Origin of the sequence: Streptoverticillium reticulum, from assembly GCF_047456005.1 — a bacterium.
Lineage (GTDB): Bacteria > Actinomycetota > Actinomycetes > Streptomycetales > Streptomycetaceae > Streptomyces > Streptomyces reticulum.
Genome location: NZ_CP179755.1, coordinates 5,494,029 through 5,511,812, shown reverse-complemented (window position 1 = coordinate 5,511,812; position 17,784 = coordinate 5,494,029). Strand labels below are relative to the sequence as shown.

General features: G+C 69.6%; 18 protein-coding genes. 2 read left to right on the top strand and 16 right to left on the bottom strand.

What is annotated here, in order from left to right:
* Positions 1-152: 152 nt before the first annotated feature.
* From ACMATS_RS25335 to ACMATS_RS25270, 14 genes are all read right to left on the bottom strand, one after another.
* A complete protein-coding gene (locus ACMATS_RS25335; protein WP_414169193.1) occupies positions 153-1,532 on the bottom strand; it encodes a tyrosine-type recombinase/integrase in 1,380 nt (459 codons plus the stop codon).
* A 14-nt stretch (positions 1,533-1,546) separates the two neighbouring features.
* On the bottom strand, positions 1,547-1,744 hold the full coding sequence (locus ACMATS_RS25330; RefSeq protein WP_227723601.1) for a helix-turn-helix transcriptional regulator: 198 nt from the start codon (positions 1,742-1,744) through the stop codon (positions 1,547-1,549).
* Positions 1,745-2,985: 1,241 nt separating this feature from the next.
* The gene (locus tag ACMATS_RS25325) at positions 2,986-4,038 is read right to left on the bottom strand and encodes a phosphotransferase enzyme family protein (RefSeq protein ID WP_414169192.1); all 1,053 of its coding nucleotides are present in this window, start codon (positions 4,036-4,038) and stop codon (positions 2,986-2,988) included.
* Between the two features lie 168 nt (positions 4,039-4,206).
* A complete protein-coding gene (locus tag ACMATS_RS25320) occupies positions 4,207-5,103 on the bottom strand; it encodes a hypothetical protein (protein WP_414169191.1) in 897 nt (298 codons plus the stop codon).
* Positions 5,100-6,236, bottom strand: a complete 1,137-nt coding sequence (locus ACMATS_RS25315) for a glycosyltransferase (protein ID WP_414169190.1) — start codon at positions 6,234-6,236, stop codon at positions 5,100-5,102. Before ACMATS_RS25315 ends, ACMATS_RS25320 begins: the two co-directional genes overlap by 4 nt.
* A gap of 66 nt (positions 6,237-6,302) precedes the next feature.
* Positions 6,303-7,070 carry an SDR family oxidoreductase gene (locus tag ACMATS_RS25310; protein ID WP_414169189.1) on the bottom strand — a complete coding sequence of 256 codons (768 nt, stop codon included), beginning with the start codon at positions 7,068-7,070 and terminating at the stop codon, positions 6,303-6,305.
* A 59-nt stretch (positions 7,071-7,129) separates the two neighbouring features.
* Complete coding sequence (locus ACMATS_RS25305; RefSeq protein ID WP_414169188.1) at positions 7,130-7,882, bottom strand: 5-deoxy-glucuronate isomerase; 753 nt, start codon at positions 7,880-7,882, stop codon at positions 7,130-7,132.
* Positions 7,879-8,982, bottom strand: a complete 1,104-nt coding sequence (locus tag ACMATS_RS25300; protein ID WP_414169187.1) for a Gfo/Idh/MocA family protein — start codon at positions 8,980-8,982, stop codon at positions 7,879-7,881. Before ACMATS_RS25300 ends, ACMATS_RS25305 begins: the two co-directional genes overlap by 4 nt.
* Complete coding sequence (locus tag ACMATS_RS25295; protein WP_414169186.1) at positions 8,979-10,121, bottom strand: N-acetylglucosamine-6-phosphate deacetylase; 1,143 nt, start codon at positions 10,119-10,121, stop codon at positions 8,979-8,981. The genes ACMATS_RS25300 and ACMATS_RS25295 overlap by 4 nt, the downstream gene beginning before the upstream one ends.
* Positions 10,122-10,171: 50 nt before the next feature.
* Positions 10,172-11,407 carry a glycosyltransferase family protein gene (locus ACMATS_RS25290; RefSeq protein WP_414169185.1) on the bottom strand — a complete coding sequence of 412 codons (1,236 nt, stop codon included), beginning with the start codon at positions 11,405-11,407 and terminating at the stop codon, positions 10,172-10,174.
* A gap of 12 nt (positions 11,408-11,419) precedes the next feature.
* Positions 11,420-12,151 (bottom strand): polysaccharide deacetylase family protein, encoded by a 732-nt coding sequence (locus ACMATS_RS25285; protein ID WP_414169184.1) that lies wholly within the window; start codon positions 12,149-12,151, stop codon positions 11,420-11,422.
* The gene (locus ACMATS_RS25280) at positions 12,151-13,131 is read right to left on the bottom strand and encodes an NAD-dependent epimerase/dehydratase family protein (protein ID WP_414169183.1); all 981 of its coding nucleotides are present in this window, start codon (positions 13,129-13,131) and stop codon (positions 12,151-12,153) included. Before ACMATS_RS25280 ends, ACMATS_RS25285 begins: the two co-directional genes overlap by 1 nt.
* Complete coding sequence (locus ACMATS_RS25275) at positions 13,128-14,405, bottom strand: nucleotide sugar dehydrogenase (RefSeq protein ID WP_414170792.1); 1,278 nt, start codon at positions 14,403-14,405, stop codon at positions 13,128-13,130. Before ACMATS_RS25275 ends, ACMATS_RS25280 begins: the two co-directional genes overlap by 4 nt.
* Before the next feature lie 141 nt (positions 14,406-14,546).
* Entirely contained in the window at positions 14,547-15,029 is a 483-nt protein-coding gene (locus ACMATS_RS25270) for an ATP-binding protein (protein ID WP_414169182.1), read from the bottom strand.
* A 208-nt stretch (positions 15,030-15,237) separates the two neighbouring features.
* Between ACMATS_RS25270 and ACMATS_RS25265 the strand changes: the two genes are divergently transcribed.
* Both ACMATS_RS25265 and ACMATS_RS25260 read left to right on the top strand, forming a co-directional pair.
* On the top strand, positions 15,238-16,095 hold the full coding sequence (locus ACMATS_RS25265) for a helix-turn-helix domain-containing protein (protein WP_414169181.1): 858 nt from the start codon (positions 15,238-15,240) through the stop codon (positions 16,093-16,095).
* Positions 16,095-16,334 (top strand): DUF397 domain-containing protein, encoded by a 240-nt coding sequence (locus ACMATS_RS25260; RefSeq protein ID WP_414169180.1) that lies wholly within the window; start codon positions 16,095-16,097, stop codon positions 16,332-16,334. Before ACMATS_RS25265 ends, ACMATS_RS25260 begins: the two co-directional genes overlap by 1 nt.
* A gap of 350 nt (positions 16,335-16,684) precedes the next feature.
* Here the strand turns inward: ACMATS_RS25260 and ACMATS_RS25255 are convergent, their stop codons facing one another.
* Together ACMATS_RS25255 and ACMATS_RS25250 are read right to left on the bottom strand one after the other, a co-directional pair.
* Positions 16,685-17,194 carry a gamma-glutamylcyclotransferase family protein gene (locus tag ACMATS_RS25255; RefSeq protein WP_414169179.1) on the bottom strand — a complete coding sequence of 170 codons (510 nt, stop codon included), beginning with the start codon at positions 17,192-17,194 and terminating at the stop codon, positions 16,685-16,687.
* A gap of 13 nt (positions 17,195-17,207) precedes the next feature.
* Entirely contained in the window at positions 17,208-17,774 is a 567-nt protein-coding gene (locus ACMATS_RS25250) for a GNAT family N-acetyltransferase (RefSeq protein WP_414169178.1), read from the bottom strand.
* Positions 17,775-17,784 lie beyond the last annotated feature (10 nt).

The following is a 17,784-nucleotide window of genomic DNA, read 5'->3' as shown; positions in this document are numbered from 1 at the left end:
CCGGCTGACACCGGCAAAATCCGGGCTTCTACGGGTGTCCGTCCCACATACGTCCCACAAAATCGAGGGGCTCGGGACCGCCTTTCGGACCCCTCCGCGCACACAACAGAGCGGCCTCGGACCCCATCTTCGTGGGGTTCCGAGGCCGCTCTTCACGCCGCCACCTTCGGGAGGTCTTGGACGTCTTCGATCCGTCTCAGGTAGTCGTCTAGCTGGCCGACGATGCAGCGTGCGTAGATCGCCAGGAGCACCGGCACGCTGTTTCCGGCCCACTCCGCGACCTGGGCCGGCGGGATGCCGTTGTTGAGCCACGTCGTCAGGCAGGTGTGACGCAGGTCGTAGACGCGCTTGCCGGTCGGCGACTTGAGCTCGTGCTCGCTCAGGATCTCCTTGCGCGCCTTCGCCCAGACACGGCGGAAGACCGAACCCGCCAGCATGCCGCCCTTCTCCCCCGGGAAGAGGAGGTCGGCGGGCTTGAGGCCGTACTCCTTGATGATCTCGCGGAGGAGGGCGACGAGGGAGGGGTGGATGGGGACGATGCGCGTGTCGCCTTCGCCCCGGCCCTTGAGGTCCCGTTCCTCGTGGACCTCGCCGGTGTCGGTCCACTGGCTGCCGACTTCAGGCTGGGCTTCATGGACGAGGAACTCGCCCCATCCTGTCTCCGGCAGCATGGCGTCACCCACACGGAGGGCGACGGCTTCCTCGGGACGAAGACCCGCGTAGTAGAGGGTGGCGAAGAAGGCTCGGTAGAGGCGCCCGCGACGCGGACGCTTGCCTATCCAGTCCAGCATCTTCGCGACCAGGTCGCGGTTGAGCAGGCATCGCTTGTCGATGGCCTGCGCCACCTTCGGCGCCGTGCGCTCCCCCTTGCCCTTCGGCAGAGGGTTGGCCTTCAGGTAGTTGTGCCTGATCGCGTAGGCCATGACCAGGTTCATGATCCGGTCGTTGCGCGTAACCGAGCTGGCGGCTGCCGCGGTCCCGTCCAGGAGGGTGCCGAGAGCCGTGACGACCTTGTCGACCGTCTCGGTCTTCTCCCAGGCGCTCATCGGGAGGGCGTTGCGCTGGACCCAGTCGAGGATCGTCTGCACCTCGGCCGGCACCGGGTTCTCAGGGTCGGTGCGCCGTCTGACGTTGAAGGCGTACTCCCGTAGCGCCGTGCGGACCTTTACCGGCTCGAAGTGCGCTGGCAGCGGCGTGCGCAGGAGGGCGATGGTCGCGGGCGTGAGCGCTTTGGCCATGTTCTTCCGGGTGTTACCGGAAGCACGGGGCCACTTCCAGTCGACGTACTCGACAGCGAAGTCGTACCAATTCACCTCGGCCGCCTTGGACGTCCAAGTGATCGGTCGGCCCGTCTCGATGTCGAATGGCTCGCGCTTCCGATGCGCGGAGATCAGCTTCGAGCGCTCGTCGTCGGCTACCGCGCTCTTCTTATAAGTCTTGCTGTGCTTCTTGTGGGCAACCTTCCAACGGACGGTGTACGTACTGCCCTTGGCCCGCTTGTTCGTCTCTATCGGGTAGAAGCGAACGTCCAACGAGCTAGTGTCCATCAGGAAGGGTCCTCACAATCCATAAGCCAGTTTTCCAAATCGCCGCGCCGTATCCGGAGAGAGCCGTTGGGCAGTCGGATGCAACGCGGTCCGCGCCCCTTCTGGCGCCAGTCGTAGAAGGTCGATCGGGAGATCTGGAGCTCGGCGCAGACCTCGTCGACCGTCAGCTTCTGCCCCTGCCCGACTGCTACCGCCACGAGGCCACCCCGCACCCCGCGACGGGCGTGGTGACGGCAAGCCAGCGAGGGGAAATCGCTGACCGGAACTGGAAAAGGGCAGGGGGTATCGCAGATCGGCGCATCAAAAGGGAGTTCCTTGCTCAGGGACGAGGAGCTACAGGGAGGGGGCGATCGACAGCCCTGACGCCACGCGCATCACACGAAGGCGCGCCGCGCTTCACCAAAGCAGGCACCGTCGACGTCAGAAAGCCACAGACCAGAGCCGCTCCTTGTCTCCTCTCGAACGCGCGGCGCTGCCCTGCGTCCGCTACGGCTCCACCGCCAAGCACAGCCGAATGCGAACTCCCTCAATCGTCTCCACGATCGTGCTTTTGGCCAACCGCCGATCATGGTCTATATTTCGCTCGCCTCCCCGCCCGAGTCCCGTCTCGGCTACCGGTACGAGCTGATCGATGCGATCTCGCCTACCAACCTGCGCTGTGCTTGCGAGTTACCGATCCGGTGTCAGATTGCCGAGAGGTCAGGGACAGTGAAACGGGCGGACCGGATTGCGGTTCGACAAGTGGACCTCCATTGGGGCGGGCTCGGCCGCGAGATCGACAAGTACCGCGGGCTGCAGACCGCTGCGTCGGGCGACCCGTCCGCCGGTCGACCTAGAAGCCGGCATCCCTTCGCTGACCTGATGTTTCCTGGGACTTGTACGTTGACATGGTCCCGGAGGAGGTTCCAGTCCCTTGGGGCTCTTCCTCGTCTGCCGTGGGCGAATCGCGCTGTGTCGGTGCTTCCGGCCTTCCCATACCGCCCAGGGCGGCAGTGATTGCAGCGCAATCGTAAGGCGCGGCACGTTCGCCAGGCATGTAGCCCATTCGTCATGGGGGGATCGCTGTGTCGGTGGTGGGTAGCCCCCGTAGCGTGGTCTCGCAAAATCATTGCGGCGACCAATACATGACGGGCCAAACCGAGCGTCAGATGCGCTGCGATCAGTACGTCTCGGCGGGGCAGCCTTAGATGCGGCCAGGACCTCATCGAACCGGAAGCCGTTAGCGAGCGACTCGATAGCACCGGTTTACGTCGGTGGCTGGCGCATTGGATGCGGGCTGGGCCGGGCTCAGCTCCATCCACAACGGTCAGATCGAGTCGGCGGTAGTGACGCAGCACCAAGCGCACCGTGTACCCATTGGCGTCACTCCGGTTGGCAGCGAACACCGGCGCACGCGGTCGGACCATGCACGGTGGGATGGGGCCCCGCGTTCAGGCGCTCAGGACTGCTCGGAGGTGAAGGTGCCCGGGTAGGGGTGCCCCTCCAGATACGCCTGCATGTTCGCCACGATGCCGGCGATGCGGCGCGGTCCCCATGAGGCGACGTCGGCGTTGACCGGTGCTGCCGTGGTGACGAAGTTGAGGATGAAGGCATCGCGCAGCAGCAGGTAGGGCTCCAGGAGCCGAGCGGAGTCGGTCGGAAGGGGCCGCACCTCTGTGTAGCCGGCCAGGAAGGCGCGGGCGAACTCCTCGTAGGCGCCCTCTTCCTCCCGTGCGATCCGGTGGACGGATGAGAGCACGGTGGCGATGTCGAGCAGGTAGTGGCCGGTGCCGCAGTCATCGAAGTCGATGACCCCGATGCCGCCTGCGGACAGGGCGATCATGTTCTCGCGGTGGAGGTCGCCATGGATGCGCCCGCGGTCGTCCTGACCGCCCTCCTGCAGGGCCGGGGTGATCAGCTCGGCGACCTTGCGGAGAGCGGCGGTGCCTTCGGTGCCCAGCTGCTCCTGGGCGGCCGGATCGGTGAGGGCGTGCCCCTTGAGGAGGATCGTCTCCGCTTCCCAGACCGGCCGGTCGAACTCCTGCAGCGGCACTGTCGCGGCGTGCTCGTGCAGGTGGGCGGTCGCGCGGCCCATCTCCTGCGCCACGCCTCGCTGGCGGTAGGGGGGCTCTGCTGTGCCGGGAAGCCAGTGCAGCAGGGCGAGGGTGGCTGGCTCGTCGTGGCCGGGGACCTCGATGGGGACCACGTAGTGGCCGCCGGTGGTGGTGACGGGCTCGGGGACAGCGACTGTTCGGGACGCGGCCAGGCTCTCTAGCCATCGCATCTCGCTCCGCTGCTGGTGGGCGGGGCGGCCGTCACGGACGGACAGGCGGGCCACGAAGGAACTGCCGCCTTGCGGGGTGATGCGCCAGACGGCGTTGTCCTCGTACTGCTGGACTTCCATCCGTACGGCCGCGCCGTCGAGTCCGTAGTGCTCGGTCAGCGCAGCCCGGGTCAGCCCTTCGAGCAGGTCGAGCTGGGCGGCGTGGGGAAGGTGGGAGAACGACGGCACGGGGGCACGGGCTCCTTGGTGGTCGGGGTGGGCACGAGCGTAGCGCGGGCCGGTAGGGAGCTTGCCGGATTGGCGCGGGAATGCACCGCTTCTGGGGACCGCCCTGCCGCGACCGTCGCACGGAGGATCGATCGTGCTGGTTATCAGACGTAGGCGGCGGCGATTGGTTCATGAACCCCGGTGCTCGGGACGTGCGGTGCGCTGAGGGAGCAGGAAGCGCTGGCGGTACAGGCGGTCCTGGGCAGCGTCGATGTCGTGGCCGGCAGGGCGGGTCAGCGGGGTGAGCAGGGCGGCACAGGGAAGTTCGGCTTCGCTGTCGCCGAGGTTGGTGGTGTGGGTGGCGTCGGGCCGGAATCCGAGGTTGGAGACCAGGTTGACGGCGGGGACGATCGCTTTCCCACCGTGCATGAGACAGGCAAGAAACCACTGGTGGTTCCAGTTCTCTCGGTGCTCTCCCCGGTGGATGGCGTCCCAGCGGTCTTCCCAGAGGCGGCGTTCGGCGGGGTCGGGGAAGTGGGGGTGGTGTGCGCGCTGCGCTTTGAATGCGGGCCAGCCGCGGATGGCGGGGTCGTTGTGCTGCCAGGCCCGGGCCCAGGTGGCCCAGCCCCAGACGCGGTTGTACCGGGAGAAGTGGTAGGAGGGTGGTCCGGAGTAGGGCAGTGGGTTGGTGGCGCTGATGTGCATGACGGAGGGGTCGTCGGCGTAGAGGGTGAGGAGTTCTTCGGCGTAGGGGACGAAGCTGGGGTGGGGCAGGCAGTCGTCTTCGAGGATGATGCCGGCGGGGGTGTGGGTGAAGAACCAGTCGACGGCGCCCACGACTCCGTCCCGGCAGCCCTGGTTGTGCGGGGCATAGCGGCGTGTGACGGTGCACGGCCAGTCGACGGTGTCGAGCACGGCGCGGACAGCGGTGGTGCGCGCGGTGTCCTGGGCGGTGGGGCGGGGGCCGTCAGCGGCGAGGAAGAGGCGGGTGGGGCGCAGTTCGCGGAGCCGTTGCACGGTGCGAGCGGTCAGGTCGGGGCGGTTGTATGCGAGGTAGAGGATCGGGGTGGAAAAGTCGCTGTTCACCGGCGCCCCCTGCCGGTTTCGGGTGCCGGCTCGTGCGTGGACGGGCCGGTGCGGGATGCGGGGGCGACGATGCCGAGGAACTCGCGGGCGTAGCGCTCCCATTCGTCTTGGAGCGCGGAGGTGTCGGGCTGGTGGGAGCTAGGGGCGCGGAGCAGGGCGAGGATGTGCTGGGCGAACGCCTCGGTGTCGTCGACCGGCACGAAGGCGGCCGGGGAGGTGTCGGCGCCGTCGCGGTGGCCGGGAATGTCGGTGAGTACCAGCGGGAGGCCGTGCTGGCGGGCTTCCAGGATGGAGATCGGCACACCTTCGAAGCGGCTCATCGAAACGAAGCCGCGTGCGCCGGCCAGGACGCTGTCCACGAGGTCCTTGTGCCATACGGCGCCGAGCCAGATGACGTGTTCGGTGATGCCGAGGCGGTCGGCGAGCATGCGCAGGGGGATGGTCTGGTCTCCGTCGCCGATGATGACGAGGCGGACGGGCTGGTCGGCGTGGTCGACGACACGGGCGAAGGCGTGCAGGAGAGCGTCGTGGCCCTTGTGGGGGTACAGGCTCTGGACCGCGACGAGGTAGGGCTCGGTCGCCCAGCGCCAGGGCGGGGTCGCAGCGGTGGTGCGGGGCTCGGTGGCGTTGGTCAGCGTGCTGACCTTGCCGGCCGGGACGCCGACGTCGCCCAGGAGGAAGCGGGTGGAGCGGCCTCCCACGGCCACGATGCGGTCCTCCGAGCGCGCCAGGATCCGGTCCAGCCAGTTCTTCGTGCCCGTGCGCAGGTGGGAGTAGTCGGAGTGGCAGAAGCGGACGACGGTGCGCGCGGTGCGCAGGGCGGGGCGGATGGAGGGGTACAGGCGGCCGTCGCCGAACTGGAGCAGGACCGTGGTGCCGTGGACCAGGCGGGCGAGGAAGACGATGCGGCGCAGGCGGGTGCGGGGAGCGATCACGAGCCGGGCCTGCGGCGGGAGTTCGGCGACGAGCGCGTTGTCGCGGCCGGGGTCCAGGACGCAGACGGTGACCTCGCATCCGGCGGCCAGCAGGATGCGGACGTGGCTGAGCAGGACGCGCTCAAGGCCGCCGACGGTGAAGTGACGAAGGATCATCACCACGTGGGTGCGGGTGGTGGGCGGCTGGGCGGAGGGCATGGCGGTCTCCCAGGAGTAGCGGCGGGCCGGGCCGGGGACCTGGTACAGGCCCCCGGCCCGGTGCGGTCAGCTCGTGCGGTGCACCTTGTGCTGGGCGGCCTGGGCCAGGGGCCGGACCTCCATCAGGTCGATGTCCACGTGGGCGGGGCGGGTGGCGCACCACACCACGCACTCGGCGATGTCCTCGGGGGTGAGCGGGTGTTCGACGCCCTGGTAGACGGCGGCGATGGCCGCCTCGTCGTTACTGAACCGCGTGCGCATGAACTCGCCGCCGGCCTCGTCGCCGCGCATCATGCCGGGGGCGATCTCGGTGATGCGGACGGGCTCGCCGTTCAGCTCCAGGCGCAGGGTCTGCACGAGGGCGGCCAGCGCGTACTTGCTGGCGGCGTAGGCGGCTCCGCGCTCGTAGGGGACGCGGCCGACCGTGGAGCCGATGAACTGGACGTGGCCGCGGTTGCGGATCAGGTGGGGCAGCAGGGCCTGGGTCATCTGGACGACGCCGACGACGTTGGTCTCGTAGGTGCCGCGCCAGTCGGTGATGTCGCTGTCGGCGATGGTGGCGGCGTGGGTGGGGATGCCGGCGTTGTTCACCAGAAGCGTCAGCTCAGCGGGGTGCTCGGCGACGGTGCGCTCCAGTGCAGCCACCGAGTCGGCGTCGGTGACGTCGAGCTGGTGCGTGGTGATGCCGGTGGGGGCGGACGGGACCGTGGCCAGGCGGCGGGAGGCGGCGATGACGGTGTACCCGGCCTTCTCCAGGGCCTTGGCGGTGGCCAGACCGATGCCGACGCTGCCGCCGGTGACGACGGCGAGGCCGCAGGGTGACGATGCGCTCACGGGCTTTCCCTTCATGGCGGTTGGCTGATCAGGGATGGAGCGGCCTGGACTCCTTGCGGTCAGGAGTCCAGGAGCCAGGCGTGGGCCGGGTCGGTGTGCATGGCCAGGTGCGTGTCGGCTTCGCCGTGCGCGGCCCACAGGTAGTAGAGGTCGTGTCCCGCCGCGGCGGCGATGGTGTGGTATCCGTGGGGGACTGTGGCCAGGCTGGTGTCGGTGATCACCATGGGGCGGGCGTCGTGAACGCTCTCGTCGTAGGTGAGCAGGACACCGAAGCCGCTGGAGGGGCGGACCCGGAAGGCGAACGCCTCCTGGAGCGCGGTCTCGTCGGGCGGGTTGCTGTGCTGGTGGCGGTGCGGCGGGTAGGTGGACCAGCGGCCGTCCAGCGCGAGGGTTTCGCCCAGCAGCAGGCCGGAGGTCCGCGGCGGCTGGAGCAGGGTGGTGACGTGGCGCTCGAACGATCCGCTGCCGCGGACCTCCCGTTCAGGCGCCGTGATCGCACTCGCGTCCTTGGCCTCGGGCGGCGTGGCGGTGATCGGCGAGTGCACCTCGACCACCTCGGCACCGCCCGGGCCGGCGGTCGCGGTCGCCTGAATGCCGGGCGGCAGGTGCCAGCCGGCCGCGGGCGCGGTAAAGGGATCGGCACGCTCGACCGTGTCGTCGCCGTCGGGCAGGGCTGCAGTGATCCGGCCGGAGAGCAGGACCAGCGCGGTCTCCTGCTCGGGGCGGGCGCTCAGGGCGAGCAGCTCGCCCGGGGGGATCTGGCGGTAGGTCAGGTCCAGGCCGTTGGGGGTACGGACGACGGTGGGCTTCATCGTGACTCTCCGGGGGCGGTGGGCTGAGGGACCGGCAGACGTCGGCCCTGGCGGCTGGAGTCGTACATGGTGGTGCCGGTGGCGACGGCGAGAGCCGCTTCGGCGGCGGTGGCGAAGTACGGCGGGGCGCCGGGCGCAATGGCCTCGGGCAGCGCCATGAGCATGCGGCGGTCGGCGCCGGCGTGGGTTCCTTCCTCGCGGGCGATCTCCTGGCGGGCGCTGCCGGCGCCGGATGTGGTGTGCAGGTGCACGAGGTGGGGACCGGACCGGGCGTCGTAGCGGACGGTTAAGACCCCCTCGGTTCCGCGGAGGGTGCAGGTGTAGCCCTCGACGGGCGCGTTCAGGGTCAGCGCGTAGTGGACGGTGGCACCAGAGCTGTACTGGATCAGGGCGTGCAGGCGGTCGTGGATGTCGGCGTCGGCCGGGATGCCGTCCTTGCCGGGCAGGTAATGGCAGTGCTCCATCAGGGCAGTGAGCGCGATGGGTTGTACGCCGAGCCACCAGGCCAGCAGGTCCAGGTGGTGGCTGGCCTTGGTGACCTCCAGCCCGCCGGAGGCGGCGCGGGTGCGGTGCCAGCGGGTGAAGTAGCTGCGGGAATGCGAGGCGCCCAGGGTGTAGTGGAAGTCGGCGCCGGTCACCGCGCCGATGTGCCCACCGGTCAGCAGGGCGCGGATGTGGCCGTGGACGTTGGTGAAGCGGAGGTTGTGGCCGACCAGCAGCCGCGCGGAGGTGTCCTGATCGGCGCGGACGAGGGCGAAGGCGTCCTCGGCCGTGGTCGCCAACGGCTTCTCCACCAGCGTCGAGCAGCCCGCGGCGAGGGCGCGGGCCGCGTAGTCGCGGTGGCTCGCGTCGGGAGTAGCGACGACCACCAGGTCGGGCCGGCTGCCGGTCAGGATGAGGTCCAGGTCCCGCAGACGGGCGACGGCCGCGCCAGGCAGATCGCGGGCCACGTTCCGGGCGGCTTCCGTGTCGGTGTCCAGCACGGCCAGCGGCCGAACCGGCTCCGCCTGGTAGGGCGGCACGCCGGACAGCCAGGGTACGTAGACCTTCCGGGTCCGGGTTCCGGCCCCGATCAGCAGGACCTTCAGCGGCTGCTTCACCGGCCACCGTCCGGGGGGCCACCGGTGACCAGGCGCCCGCCGAGTATGACCGCCCGCACGCTCAGGTCCGGCCCGAACAGGACGACATCGCCGTCTGCTCCGGGCAGCAGGCTGCCCTTGCGCGGGTACAGGCCGGCCGCGCGGGCGGGGGTGGCGGTCGCCATCGTCACCACGTCCCAGGCCGAGGCGCCGGTCAGCTCCCGCATCCGGGCGACGGTGACCCCCAGCGGCGTGACGCTGCCGCACAGGCTGGTGTGATCCTCGGTGGCGGCGTAGCCGTCGTGGACCCGCCCGGTGCTCGCCCCGGTGCGGAAGGCTGAGCCGGGGGCCAGTCCGGTTCCGGCGGTGGCGTCGGAGACCAGGCACAGCCGGTCCGGCCCCAGGCAGCGCAGGGCGATGGTCAGCAGGACCGCAGGCAGGTGGTGGCCGTCCGCGATGACCTCGGCCGTCAGCTCGTCGGATGCGAGTGACGCTTCCAGCAGTCCCGGGAGCCGGTGCAGTGCCGGGCGCCTCATGGCGGACTGGCCGCTCCACAGGTGCGCGAGGTGGCTCAGGCCGAGCCGTTGGGCTCGGGCCAGGTGTTCGGGGGTGGCGCTGCTGTGCCCGGCGGACACGCGGACGCCCTGCTCGGCGAGGTAGGAGATCAGCGCGTCGGCGCCGGGCAGTTCCGGCGCGAGGGTCACCATGCGCAAGGCGTCGGGCAGCGGAGTCAGTTCGCGCAGGACCTCTGCGGCCGTCCGTAGCTGTGCGGGGTCGTGCGCGCCGCGCTGTTCGGGGGCCAGGCACGGGCCTTCGAGGTGGACGCCGGCCAGGGTGGGCGCCTGCTGATCGGCGATCAGTTCGGCGGCGGTGGCCAGCGCGGTGGAGGTCTCGGTGGGGCTGGTGCTCGCCAGGGTGGCCAGCGCCGTGGTCGTGCCCGTGTGCAGGTGGGTGTCGAGTACCCGACGCCAGGCGGCCGGTTCGGGCTCGGTCAGGTCGTGGCCGAGCGCGCCGTGGACGTGGATGTCCACCAGGCCCGGACTGACCAGGCAGCCGCCGGCGTCGATCGGCACCGGGTCGTGGGGGCAGTCGTGGCTCACGCTGCCCCGGCAGATCAGCACGGAGCCGGGTCGCGTTGCCTCGGGGGCGGTGTGGAGCACGGTGCCGGAATGCACGACCGTACAGCCGGTGACAGTCCTCCCCGGGCCCCTCACGCGGGTCCTCCCGAAGCCGACGAGGTGGCCCGGGCGTTGGTACAGGCGCACGCGGTGCCGCGGAGGCCGCCGGGCAAATGACGGTCGTACGCCCCGCCGTCCCACAGGTAGCGCCTTCCGTCCGGGGCCAGCGGCTCGGTGAGAGCCAGCGGGACCGCCCGCTCCAGCGCACCGCCCAGAACGTCCGGGAGATCGACCTTCCGCAGCAGGCCCAGCTCGTGCAGACGCTGGGAATGGACCTGCTGCTCGATCTCCCTCACCTGCCGGGGGATGGCGATCGAGTTGACGCCGGTGGCCAGGACTTCCCCCAGCATGTTCGCCCCGGCTGCGCCGACGAACAGGTCACAGGCCCGCATCCACGGCAGCAGACCCGGCTCATAGACCCGAATCTCCACCGCCGGGTCGCTCTCCCACAGCTGCCGCAAGGCCCGCTGGTCTTCAGGCTCCAGGTAGGGGCCGGTGACCAGCAAGGCCCGGTCGAACAGGGCGCGCCGGCCGCGCAGAGCCGCAGACAGGGCACGCCACACCCCGCCGGCGCCCTGGCCGCCACCCATCGCGGCGACAATCAGCCGCTCGTCGGGGCTGACTCCGACCTGCTCGCGGGCCTGCTCCCGGGGCAGTGCGTAGGGCTCGGCAAGGTAGCCGGTGTAGTGCAGGCGGTCGGCGGCCTCTTGCGGGATCTTGTAGTAGTCCGCGAGGTCGAAGACCTCCGGGTGGGTGTGCACGTTGACCTGGCAGTAGTGCTCCAGCAACCACGGGCCGCGGCCGTGCTCGCCGAAGTACTTGCGCAGCGTCTTGTCCCGGTCGAACAGCACCCCTCGCAAGCTGAGCACGGCGTGCTCGACATAGCGGGCCTCCAGCGCGGGCACCAACTCGTCGTCGGTGCCGCGGGGGATGTGGTCGCTCATCAGGACCTCGGGCCGGTAGTGGCGCAGGAAGGCGGTGATGAGGTCGGCGCGGACCTGGTGGAGAGTGGCTTCGTTCATGGCCAGGCGCGGGCGCAGGTTCCAGCCGGACGGGTCGTCGAAGTTCGCGAACGCCGGGATCTTGATGATGTCGACTTCGGGCGGGATCAGGTCCAGGCCGCGGTAGGCGCCGGTGATCCCAGCGATCGAGTACGGCTCGGGCGAGCGGAGCAGATAGCGGGCCACTTTCGCTGTGCGGGAGGTGTGGCCCAGGGAGCGGCCGTTGTGCCAGTACAGGGCGACGGTGCGAGCGCCGGTGTTCGTCATCGGCTGCGCTCCTCAGGGGCGGGTGCGGGCGTCGGTTTCACGGGCGGCGCGCTCGGCGGCGGCCGGGTCGGTGTCGCTGTCCAGCGCCGCCTGGAACGCGGCCAGACTCCAGGCGGGGTCGACCTGGATGCGGGACAGGGCGTAGGGGCGGTGTAGGTCGGGGCGGTGGTGCTCATCGGTAGCCAGCGCCAGCGGGTACAGCTCGGCGACGGCCCGCTGCACGCGGGCGTCGTAGGCGCCGTACGGGTAGGCGAACGTGCGCGGCACCTGGCCCAGCAGCTCGGTCAGCACCTCGCAGTCGCCGGCGGTCTGCCAGGCGAGCGTCAGATCGCTGACGGTGGTCAGCCGCTGGTGGGTGTAGCTGTGCGCGGCGACGGCGCGCCCCGAGGCCGCCCACTGCAGCACCTGGTCGAGATCGGCCATCTCCTGCACCGGGTGCCGGACACGGCGCGGCCGATCCCCGGTGAGATAGCCGCCGCACACCGCCATCACGGCGGGCAGGCCGAGCCGTTCCAGCACCGGCAACACTGTTGCGATCGTGTTGGCGTAGCCGTCGTCGAAGGTGAGCATCACGGCGTTTGCCGGCAGGGGCATTCCGCGGGCGACCATCGTGTGCAGGTCGTCCTCAGTCACCACCGTGTACGGGCCGTCCGCCAGCAAGTCCATCTGTGCGACGAAGTGGTCCGGCGGCACGGCCATCGGGCCGGGCAGGTCCTTCACCAAGTGGTACATCAGGATATGCATCAGCTCCCCCCGGCGGGCGGGCCGGATGTGGCGCGCTGTTCGCGGTGCCAGGCGACGGTGTGCTCCAGGCCCTCGCGCAGCGGAACGGCCCTCGCGCCCGGGAACAGGTCGAGTAGCCGGGAGGGATCGGCCTGCGAGTGGGCCACGTCCCCGGGCCGGGGCCCGGTGTGCTCGATGCGCAGCGGGGAGCCGAGCACGTTGCCCAGCAGAGCGGCCAGGTCCAGCAGTGAGGTCCGGGTGCCCAGGGCCAGGTTCACCGGCCACGGGGACGTCACCCGGTCGGTGATCGCGGTCGTGATCACCTGGCACACCGTGTCCACGCAGGTCAGATCACGGGTCTGGGTGCCGTCGCCGTGGACGGTGACCGCACTGCCGGACAGGGCGGCGTCGATCCAGGTCGGCACGACGGCCGCGTACGGATGCCCGGCCCGCTGCCGGGGGCCGTACACGTTGAAGAACCGCAACGGGAGCACCGGCAGGCCGTAACAGGCGTGGTAGGCGCCGAGATACGCCTCGGCCGCCAACTTCGAGACCGCGTACGGGCTCAGCGGCATCGCCCGGCTGTCCTCCGACTTGGGCAGGCTCGGCTGGGCTCCGTAGACGGACGACGACGAAGCCGCCACCACCAGCGGCCCGCCGGCGCGGCGGGCCGCCTCCAGGACCTGGAGCGTGCCGGTGGCGTTCGCGTGATGGCTGGCCACCGGGTCGAGCACCGACCGGGGAACGGACGGCAGCGCGGCCAGATGCACCACGGCGTCGGCCCGGGTCACGGCCTTCTCCATCAGGCCCGCATCGAGCACACTCCCACGGCGGAAGTCGGTATCCGCCAGGTCGCTGCCCAACAGGCTCATGCTGCCGGTGGAGCAGTCGTCCACGACCGTGACCCGGCCGACCGCCGGGTGTCGCAGCAGCCAGTAGACCAGGTTCGACCCGATGAATCCGGCCCCGCCGGTGACAGTGACCCGCAGCCCGCCCCTCACAACTGCTCCACCGCGGCAGCGGCGGTCAGACGGTCGGCCAGGCGGCCCCGGCAGTCCAGCACGAAAGGGGAGCGGGCGGCCACCTGGTCGTAGTCGAAGACCTCGTGGTCGGTCAGCAACACCACGGCGTCCGCAGCGGCAAGCTCGTCATCGGTCGCGATCACCAGCCGTACGCTCTCCAGCGCGGCCAAGGCGGAGGCCGGGTCCACGAAGGGGTCCGTCGCGCTGACCTGTGCCCCGCGGGCCGCCAGCAGACGGGCCACATCCAGCGCCGGGGACTCACGCAGGTCGCTGCTGCCGGGCTTGTAGGCCAAGCCCAGCAACAGCACCCGCGCGCCGTCGAGCGACCGGCCCCGCGAGGTGAGGTGTTGTCCCACCCGATTCACCACGTAGGCGGGGCGGGCGCCGTTGATCTGCGCGGCGAGGTCGATCAGGCGCGAGCCCTGGCCGCGGGCCTGGGCCGCCCACCACGACAGATACACCGGATCGACCGGCAGGCAGTGGCCCCCGATGCCGGGGCCGGGGTCGAAGCGCATGAACCCGAACGGCTTGGTCGACGCCGCCTCCACCGCCTCGCGCAGGTCCAGGCCGGTGTCGCGGGCAACTTCCGCGAGTTCGTTGACCAGCGCGATGTTCACAGCCCTGAAGGTGTTCTCCAGCAGCTTCGCGAGCTCCGCCTCCTCGCACCGGCCCACCGGCACGACGCGCTCGACCAGCCCGCCGTAGAAGGCGGCGGTGCGCTCCAACGACGACGCATCGATGCCACTGACGATCTTCGGTGTGGTCGCCAGTGTCCACAGCCGGTTGCCCGGGTCGATCCGTTCCGGGCTGAACCCCAGGGCGAACTGGCTGCCCATCCGCAGCCCGGAGACCTCCTCCAGCACCGAGCCCAGGACGGTCCGGGTCGTGCCCGGGTAGCTGGTCGACTCCAGCACCACCAACGCCCCCTCGTGCAGATGGCGGCCCACGGTCCGGCCGGCGGCGATCACGTACGACAGATCGGGGACTCCCTCGTGCAACGGCGTCGGCACCGCGATGACTGCCACCTCGAACCCCGCCACATCGTCTGGCGTCGCGGTCGGGCGGTAGGTGCCCTCACGCAGCAGTGACCCCAACTGCGCTGCGGTGATGTCCTCGACCGGCGAACTGCCGCCCGCCAGGGCCTCGGCCCGGCTCTCGTCGGTGTCTAGACCCACCACGCGGTGGCCCATCTGGGCGGCGCGTAACGCCAACGGAAGACCCACGTAGCCCTGGCCGACCACCAAGACCCGCAGGGAACTCACGTCAGCGGGGCGGTCGGCCTCCTGACCAACCGCCCCGGCCACTTCCGGTGTTCGCATACTCGCCGATGTGGACACACTGAACATCAGGTGCTCCTCGAGATCGAAGATTGGGATGCGTGGCCGCCACGCCGGTCACTGGCCCGTCCTGGGGCATGGGGGCCGGGGCCATCCACACGCGCTGGCCGGGCCGCCCGACCGCCAACAATCGTCGTCGCGGGCAGACAGGATCAGGCGAAACCACACCTGCTTGCCACGCGTGAGTTGGTGGATGTCGAACTCGTCGACGAGTTGGGAGAGCAGGAACAGGCCCCGGCCGCCGGTTTGGTCTTCGGTGGGCTCCTTGACGACCGGCAGGGCGTCGTCGAAGTCGGTCACTCCGACCACGACACCGTCCACTGTCTCGCGCACCAGCACCTCGCAGTCACCGGGCGCGTGCACCAGGACGTTGGTCAGCAACTCGCTCACCCCGAGTTCGGCGGTGAAGCTGAGTTCTTCCTTGCGCCATAGCCGCAGATGGATGCGGGTGACCTCGCGCATGGCCACGAGCGCCTCGGGACCTATGTCGGTCAGGACCGTGTGGTAGCGCCTCGCTTCACGGGTGACGGACACAGCCATGGGCCCTCCAAGCGGTGTGGGCAGGCACGGCGGGCGTAGCGCTCCGTACCAGGCAGAGCACCCTCCGCATGTCGCGAGCCTCGATGATGGACCCGGCATTCGCGGAAAGGCAAGAGTGACGGAGAGGAAAGACTTTCCTTTCGGGGATTGGGCGTATGCGCGGGCTGTCGTGCTCGCTACTCTTTCGTCATGTGGAAGGGAGGTGCGGATGCCTGTCGAACCGACCCCGCGCCGCAGGCGCCTGGGCACAGAAGTCCGACGTGCCCGCGAAGCGCTCGGGTGGACACAGGAGGAGGCCGCCGAAAGGCTCGGCTACCGGTCGCTCTCCACGGTCAGCAAGATCGAGAACGGCACCCAAGGCGTCAAGTACCAGCAACTGCCCCACTTCTTCGAAGTCTTACGCATCGACGATCAGGCCGTGCGCGAACACTGGCGCGAGCTGGTCCGCAAGGCCGGCGAACCCGACTGGTGGCAGCGCTTCGAGGGCGTGGTCAACGACCCGCTCGGCGACTACCTTTCCGAAATCGAGCAGGCCAACAGCCTGTTCGTATGGAACCCCGTCGTCCTGCACGCCCTGCTCCAGACCGAGGCGTACGAGCGGGCGGTCATCGAGGGCAGCCGCGCGTGGAAGACGGCAGAGGACATCGACCGCTTCGTCGCGATGCGCCGCGAGCACCGTCAGAACATGCTCGACCGCACGCCGCGGCTGAAGATCTGGGCCGTCCTGCCTGAGGGCCTGCTGCGTCAGCAGGTCGGCAGCCGTGACACCGCACGCGGCCAGATCGAGCACCTGATCCGCCTCGCGCGCACCGACGCGAACATCACCATCCAGGTCCTGCCGTTCCGCGCCGGGGCCCACGCAGGCATGGACGGAGCGTTCATGCTGATGAGCTTCGCCACCGGCCGCGACACGGTGGTCATCGAGGCGATCCGCGCACTGCTCCACCTCAACGAGCCGGACACAGTAGACGTGTACCGCACCACCGCCGATCACTTGAAGTCCGACGCCCTCGGACAGAAGGCGTCGCTGTCCCTCTTGAACACCATCGCCAAGGAACTTGCCTGATGAACAAGAACGACCTCGACCCGGCCTGGATCGCCGACCAACTCGCCGGCGCCCAGTGGCACAGCGCCAGCAGCGGCGGCCAGACCTGTGTTGAGGTGGCCTTCCTCGACCAGGGCATCGTCGCCCTGCGTGATTCGAAGAACCCGCACAAGCCCGCCCACCTATTCGACGACACTGAGTACGACACCTTCGTTGCAGGGATCCTGAACGGCGAACTGCGAAGGCCCCAAGGCCAGTGACACCTGCTACCCGCGATTCACCACCGGGGCCTCACCGGCACCCCGGAAAACGGCGGCGCAGATACTAGACACGGCAAGCCCCGGTGGACCGCTGACCTCAACGAAGGCCATGTCGCCGGGGCTAAGCCGAGCCCAATATCGAAAGCCGTCCGGTTCAGGAGGCCGAGGCCGCGCCTCGACCATTTGAGCGCAGGACCCGCGCGCCCAGGATTCCATCCTCCTAGCCTGACAGCCCGCCAAGATCGTGCCCGCCCGCAAGGGCAGCCACCAGCCGACTGTCGCCCCACACCCGTACAAGTCCGAACCGAGTCGAGGCGACGGGCCCTTGTCCCAGTCGGTGATGCGTGTCTTCATCTCCCCGTTCTCCGCCAGGGTCGCGATTCCGGGTGGTCCGCTCGGTGCGAGCGAGCGGCTGCCAGGGACGCACAGCGTGCCGCGTACGCTGCGAGATGCCTGTCAGCGAATCGGTCGAAGGACCAATCCGCTTCTAGCACTTCATGACCAGGCCAGACGTAGGCCCATCCGAACCGGCCATCCGTGAGCGGAAGGCACCGTAGGTCGTATGCGTCGTCCTCGAAGTCGTCGAGCGCGCGGACCTCGTCTTGCGTGAGGTCGGTCAGAAGAAGTCCCGGCACCGTCCGTCCAGGGGCTGGCACGAGGCCCGGGTAGACGCGGCGCTCAAGGGCCGCGGCGCGCCAGTGCTCCGCGAAGGCCGGCGTGCTCGCCGGTATTCGCCCTAGAAGGGCGTCCAGCACCTGGCTGAACTGGAGGGTGCCATAGACGAAAAGGGCATCGGCGCCCGGAGCGAGGCGGTCGCTGCGGCGGGTGATCGCCGAGGGAGCGGTGTATGCGTCAGGCATGTGGTGAACCCTGTCAGAGCGCTGCGGACAGGTACATGGCGTCATACAGCGGTGATTCCGGAGCATGGCGGATCTGCCCCATGATGCGGTATCCCCAGCGGAGGTAAGCGTCGTGGGCCGGCTGGTTGTCAACGATGCAGGTGAGGACGGTGGCGGTTTCCGCACGTCCGGCGATCACGGTGTCGTGGATCTGCCGCCCGAGACCTTGGTTGGTGTGGGCGGGGCGAACCATCAGTTCACGGAGCCAGAAGATCTGGCCGGCATCGGCGGCCACGGCCAGTCCGTCCGGACGGTCTGCTCCGAGGGAGGTCCACCACGGCTTGTCTGCGGGGAGGGTGGCGCCGTGGACGTAGCCAACGAGCTGGTCGTCCAGCCGGGCTGTGAGCACCTCGAAACCCTCGGTCTCGAACGCCGCATATAGCCGGTCGCTGAACATCTGGACGGAGAAGAAGGGATCACCGATGTACGGCGGTACGTTGTACACCTCGGCGTATACGTCGATCAGCTCTTCGGCGATCCCCTTGGCCGACACTCCGTCGTAGCGCTGGAACTGCACGTCCACTCTGTATGTCTTCCTCATCTTCCGGTGA

Bases quoted from the DNA above. Each gene is read 5' to 3' on its own strand.
- ACMATS_RS25290 (WP_414169185.1), bottom strand. From the start codon at position 11,407: ATGACGAACACCGGCGCTCGCACCGTCGCCCTGTACTGGCACAACGGC.
- ACMATS_RS25270 (WP_414169182.1), bottom strand. From the start codon at position 15,029: ATGGCTGTGTCCGTCACCCGTGAAGCGAGGCGCTACCACACGGTCCTG.
- ACMATS_RS25265 (WP_414169181.1), top strand. From the start codon at position 15,238: ATGCCTGTCGAACCGACCCCGCGCCGCAGGCGCCTGGGCACAGAAGTC.
- ACMATS_RS25315 (WP_414169190.1), bottom strand. From the start codon at position 6,236: ATGCCCTCCGCCCAGCCGCCCACCACCCGCACCCACGTGGTGATGATC.
- ACMATS_RS25305 (WP_414169188.1), bottom strand. From the start codon at position 7,882: ATGAAGCCCACCGTCGTCCGTACCCCCAACGGCCTGGACCTGACCTAC.
- ACMATS_RS25250 (WP_414169178.1), bottom strand. From the start codon at position 17,774: ATGAGGAAGACATACAGAGTGGACGTGCAGTTCCAGCGCTACGACGGA.
- ACMATS_RS25260 (WP_414169180.1), top strand. From the start codon at position 16,095: ATGAACAAGAACGACCTCGACCCGGCCTGGATCGCCGACCAACTCGCC.
- ACMATS_RS25285 (WP_414169184.1), bottom strand. From the start codon at position 12,151: ATGCATATCCTGATGTACCACTTGGTGAAGGACCTGCCCGGCCCGATG.
- ACMATS_RS25255 (WP_414169179.1), bottom strand. From the start codon at position 17,194: ATGCCTGACGCATACACCGCTCCCTCGGCGATCACCCGCCGCAGCGAC.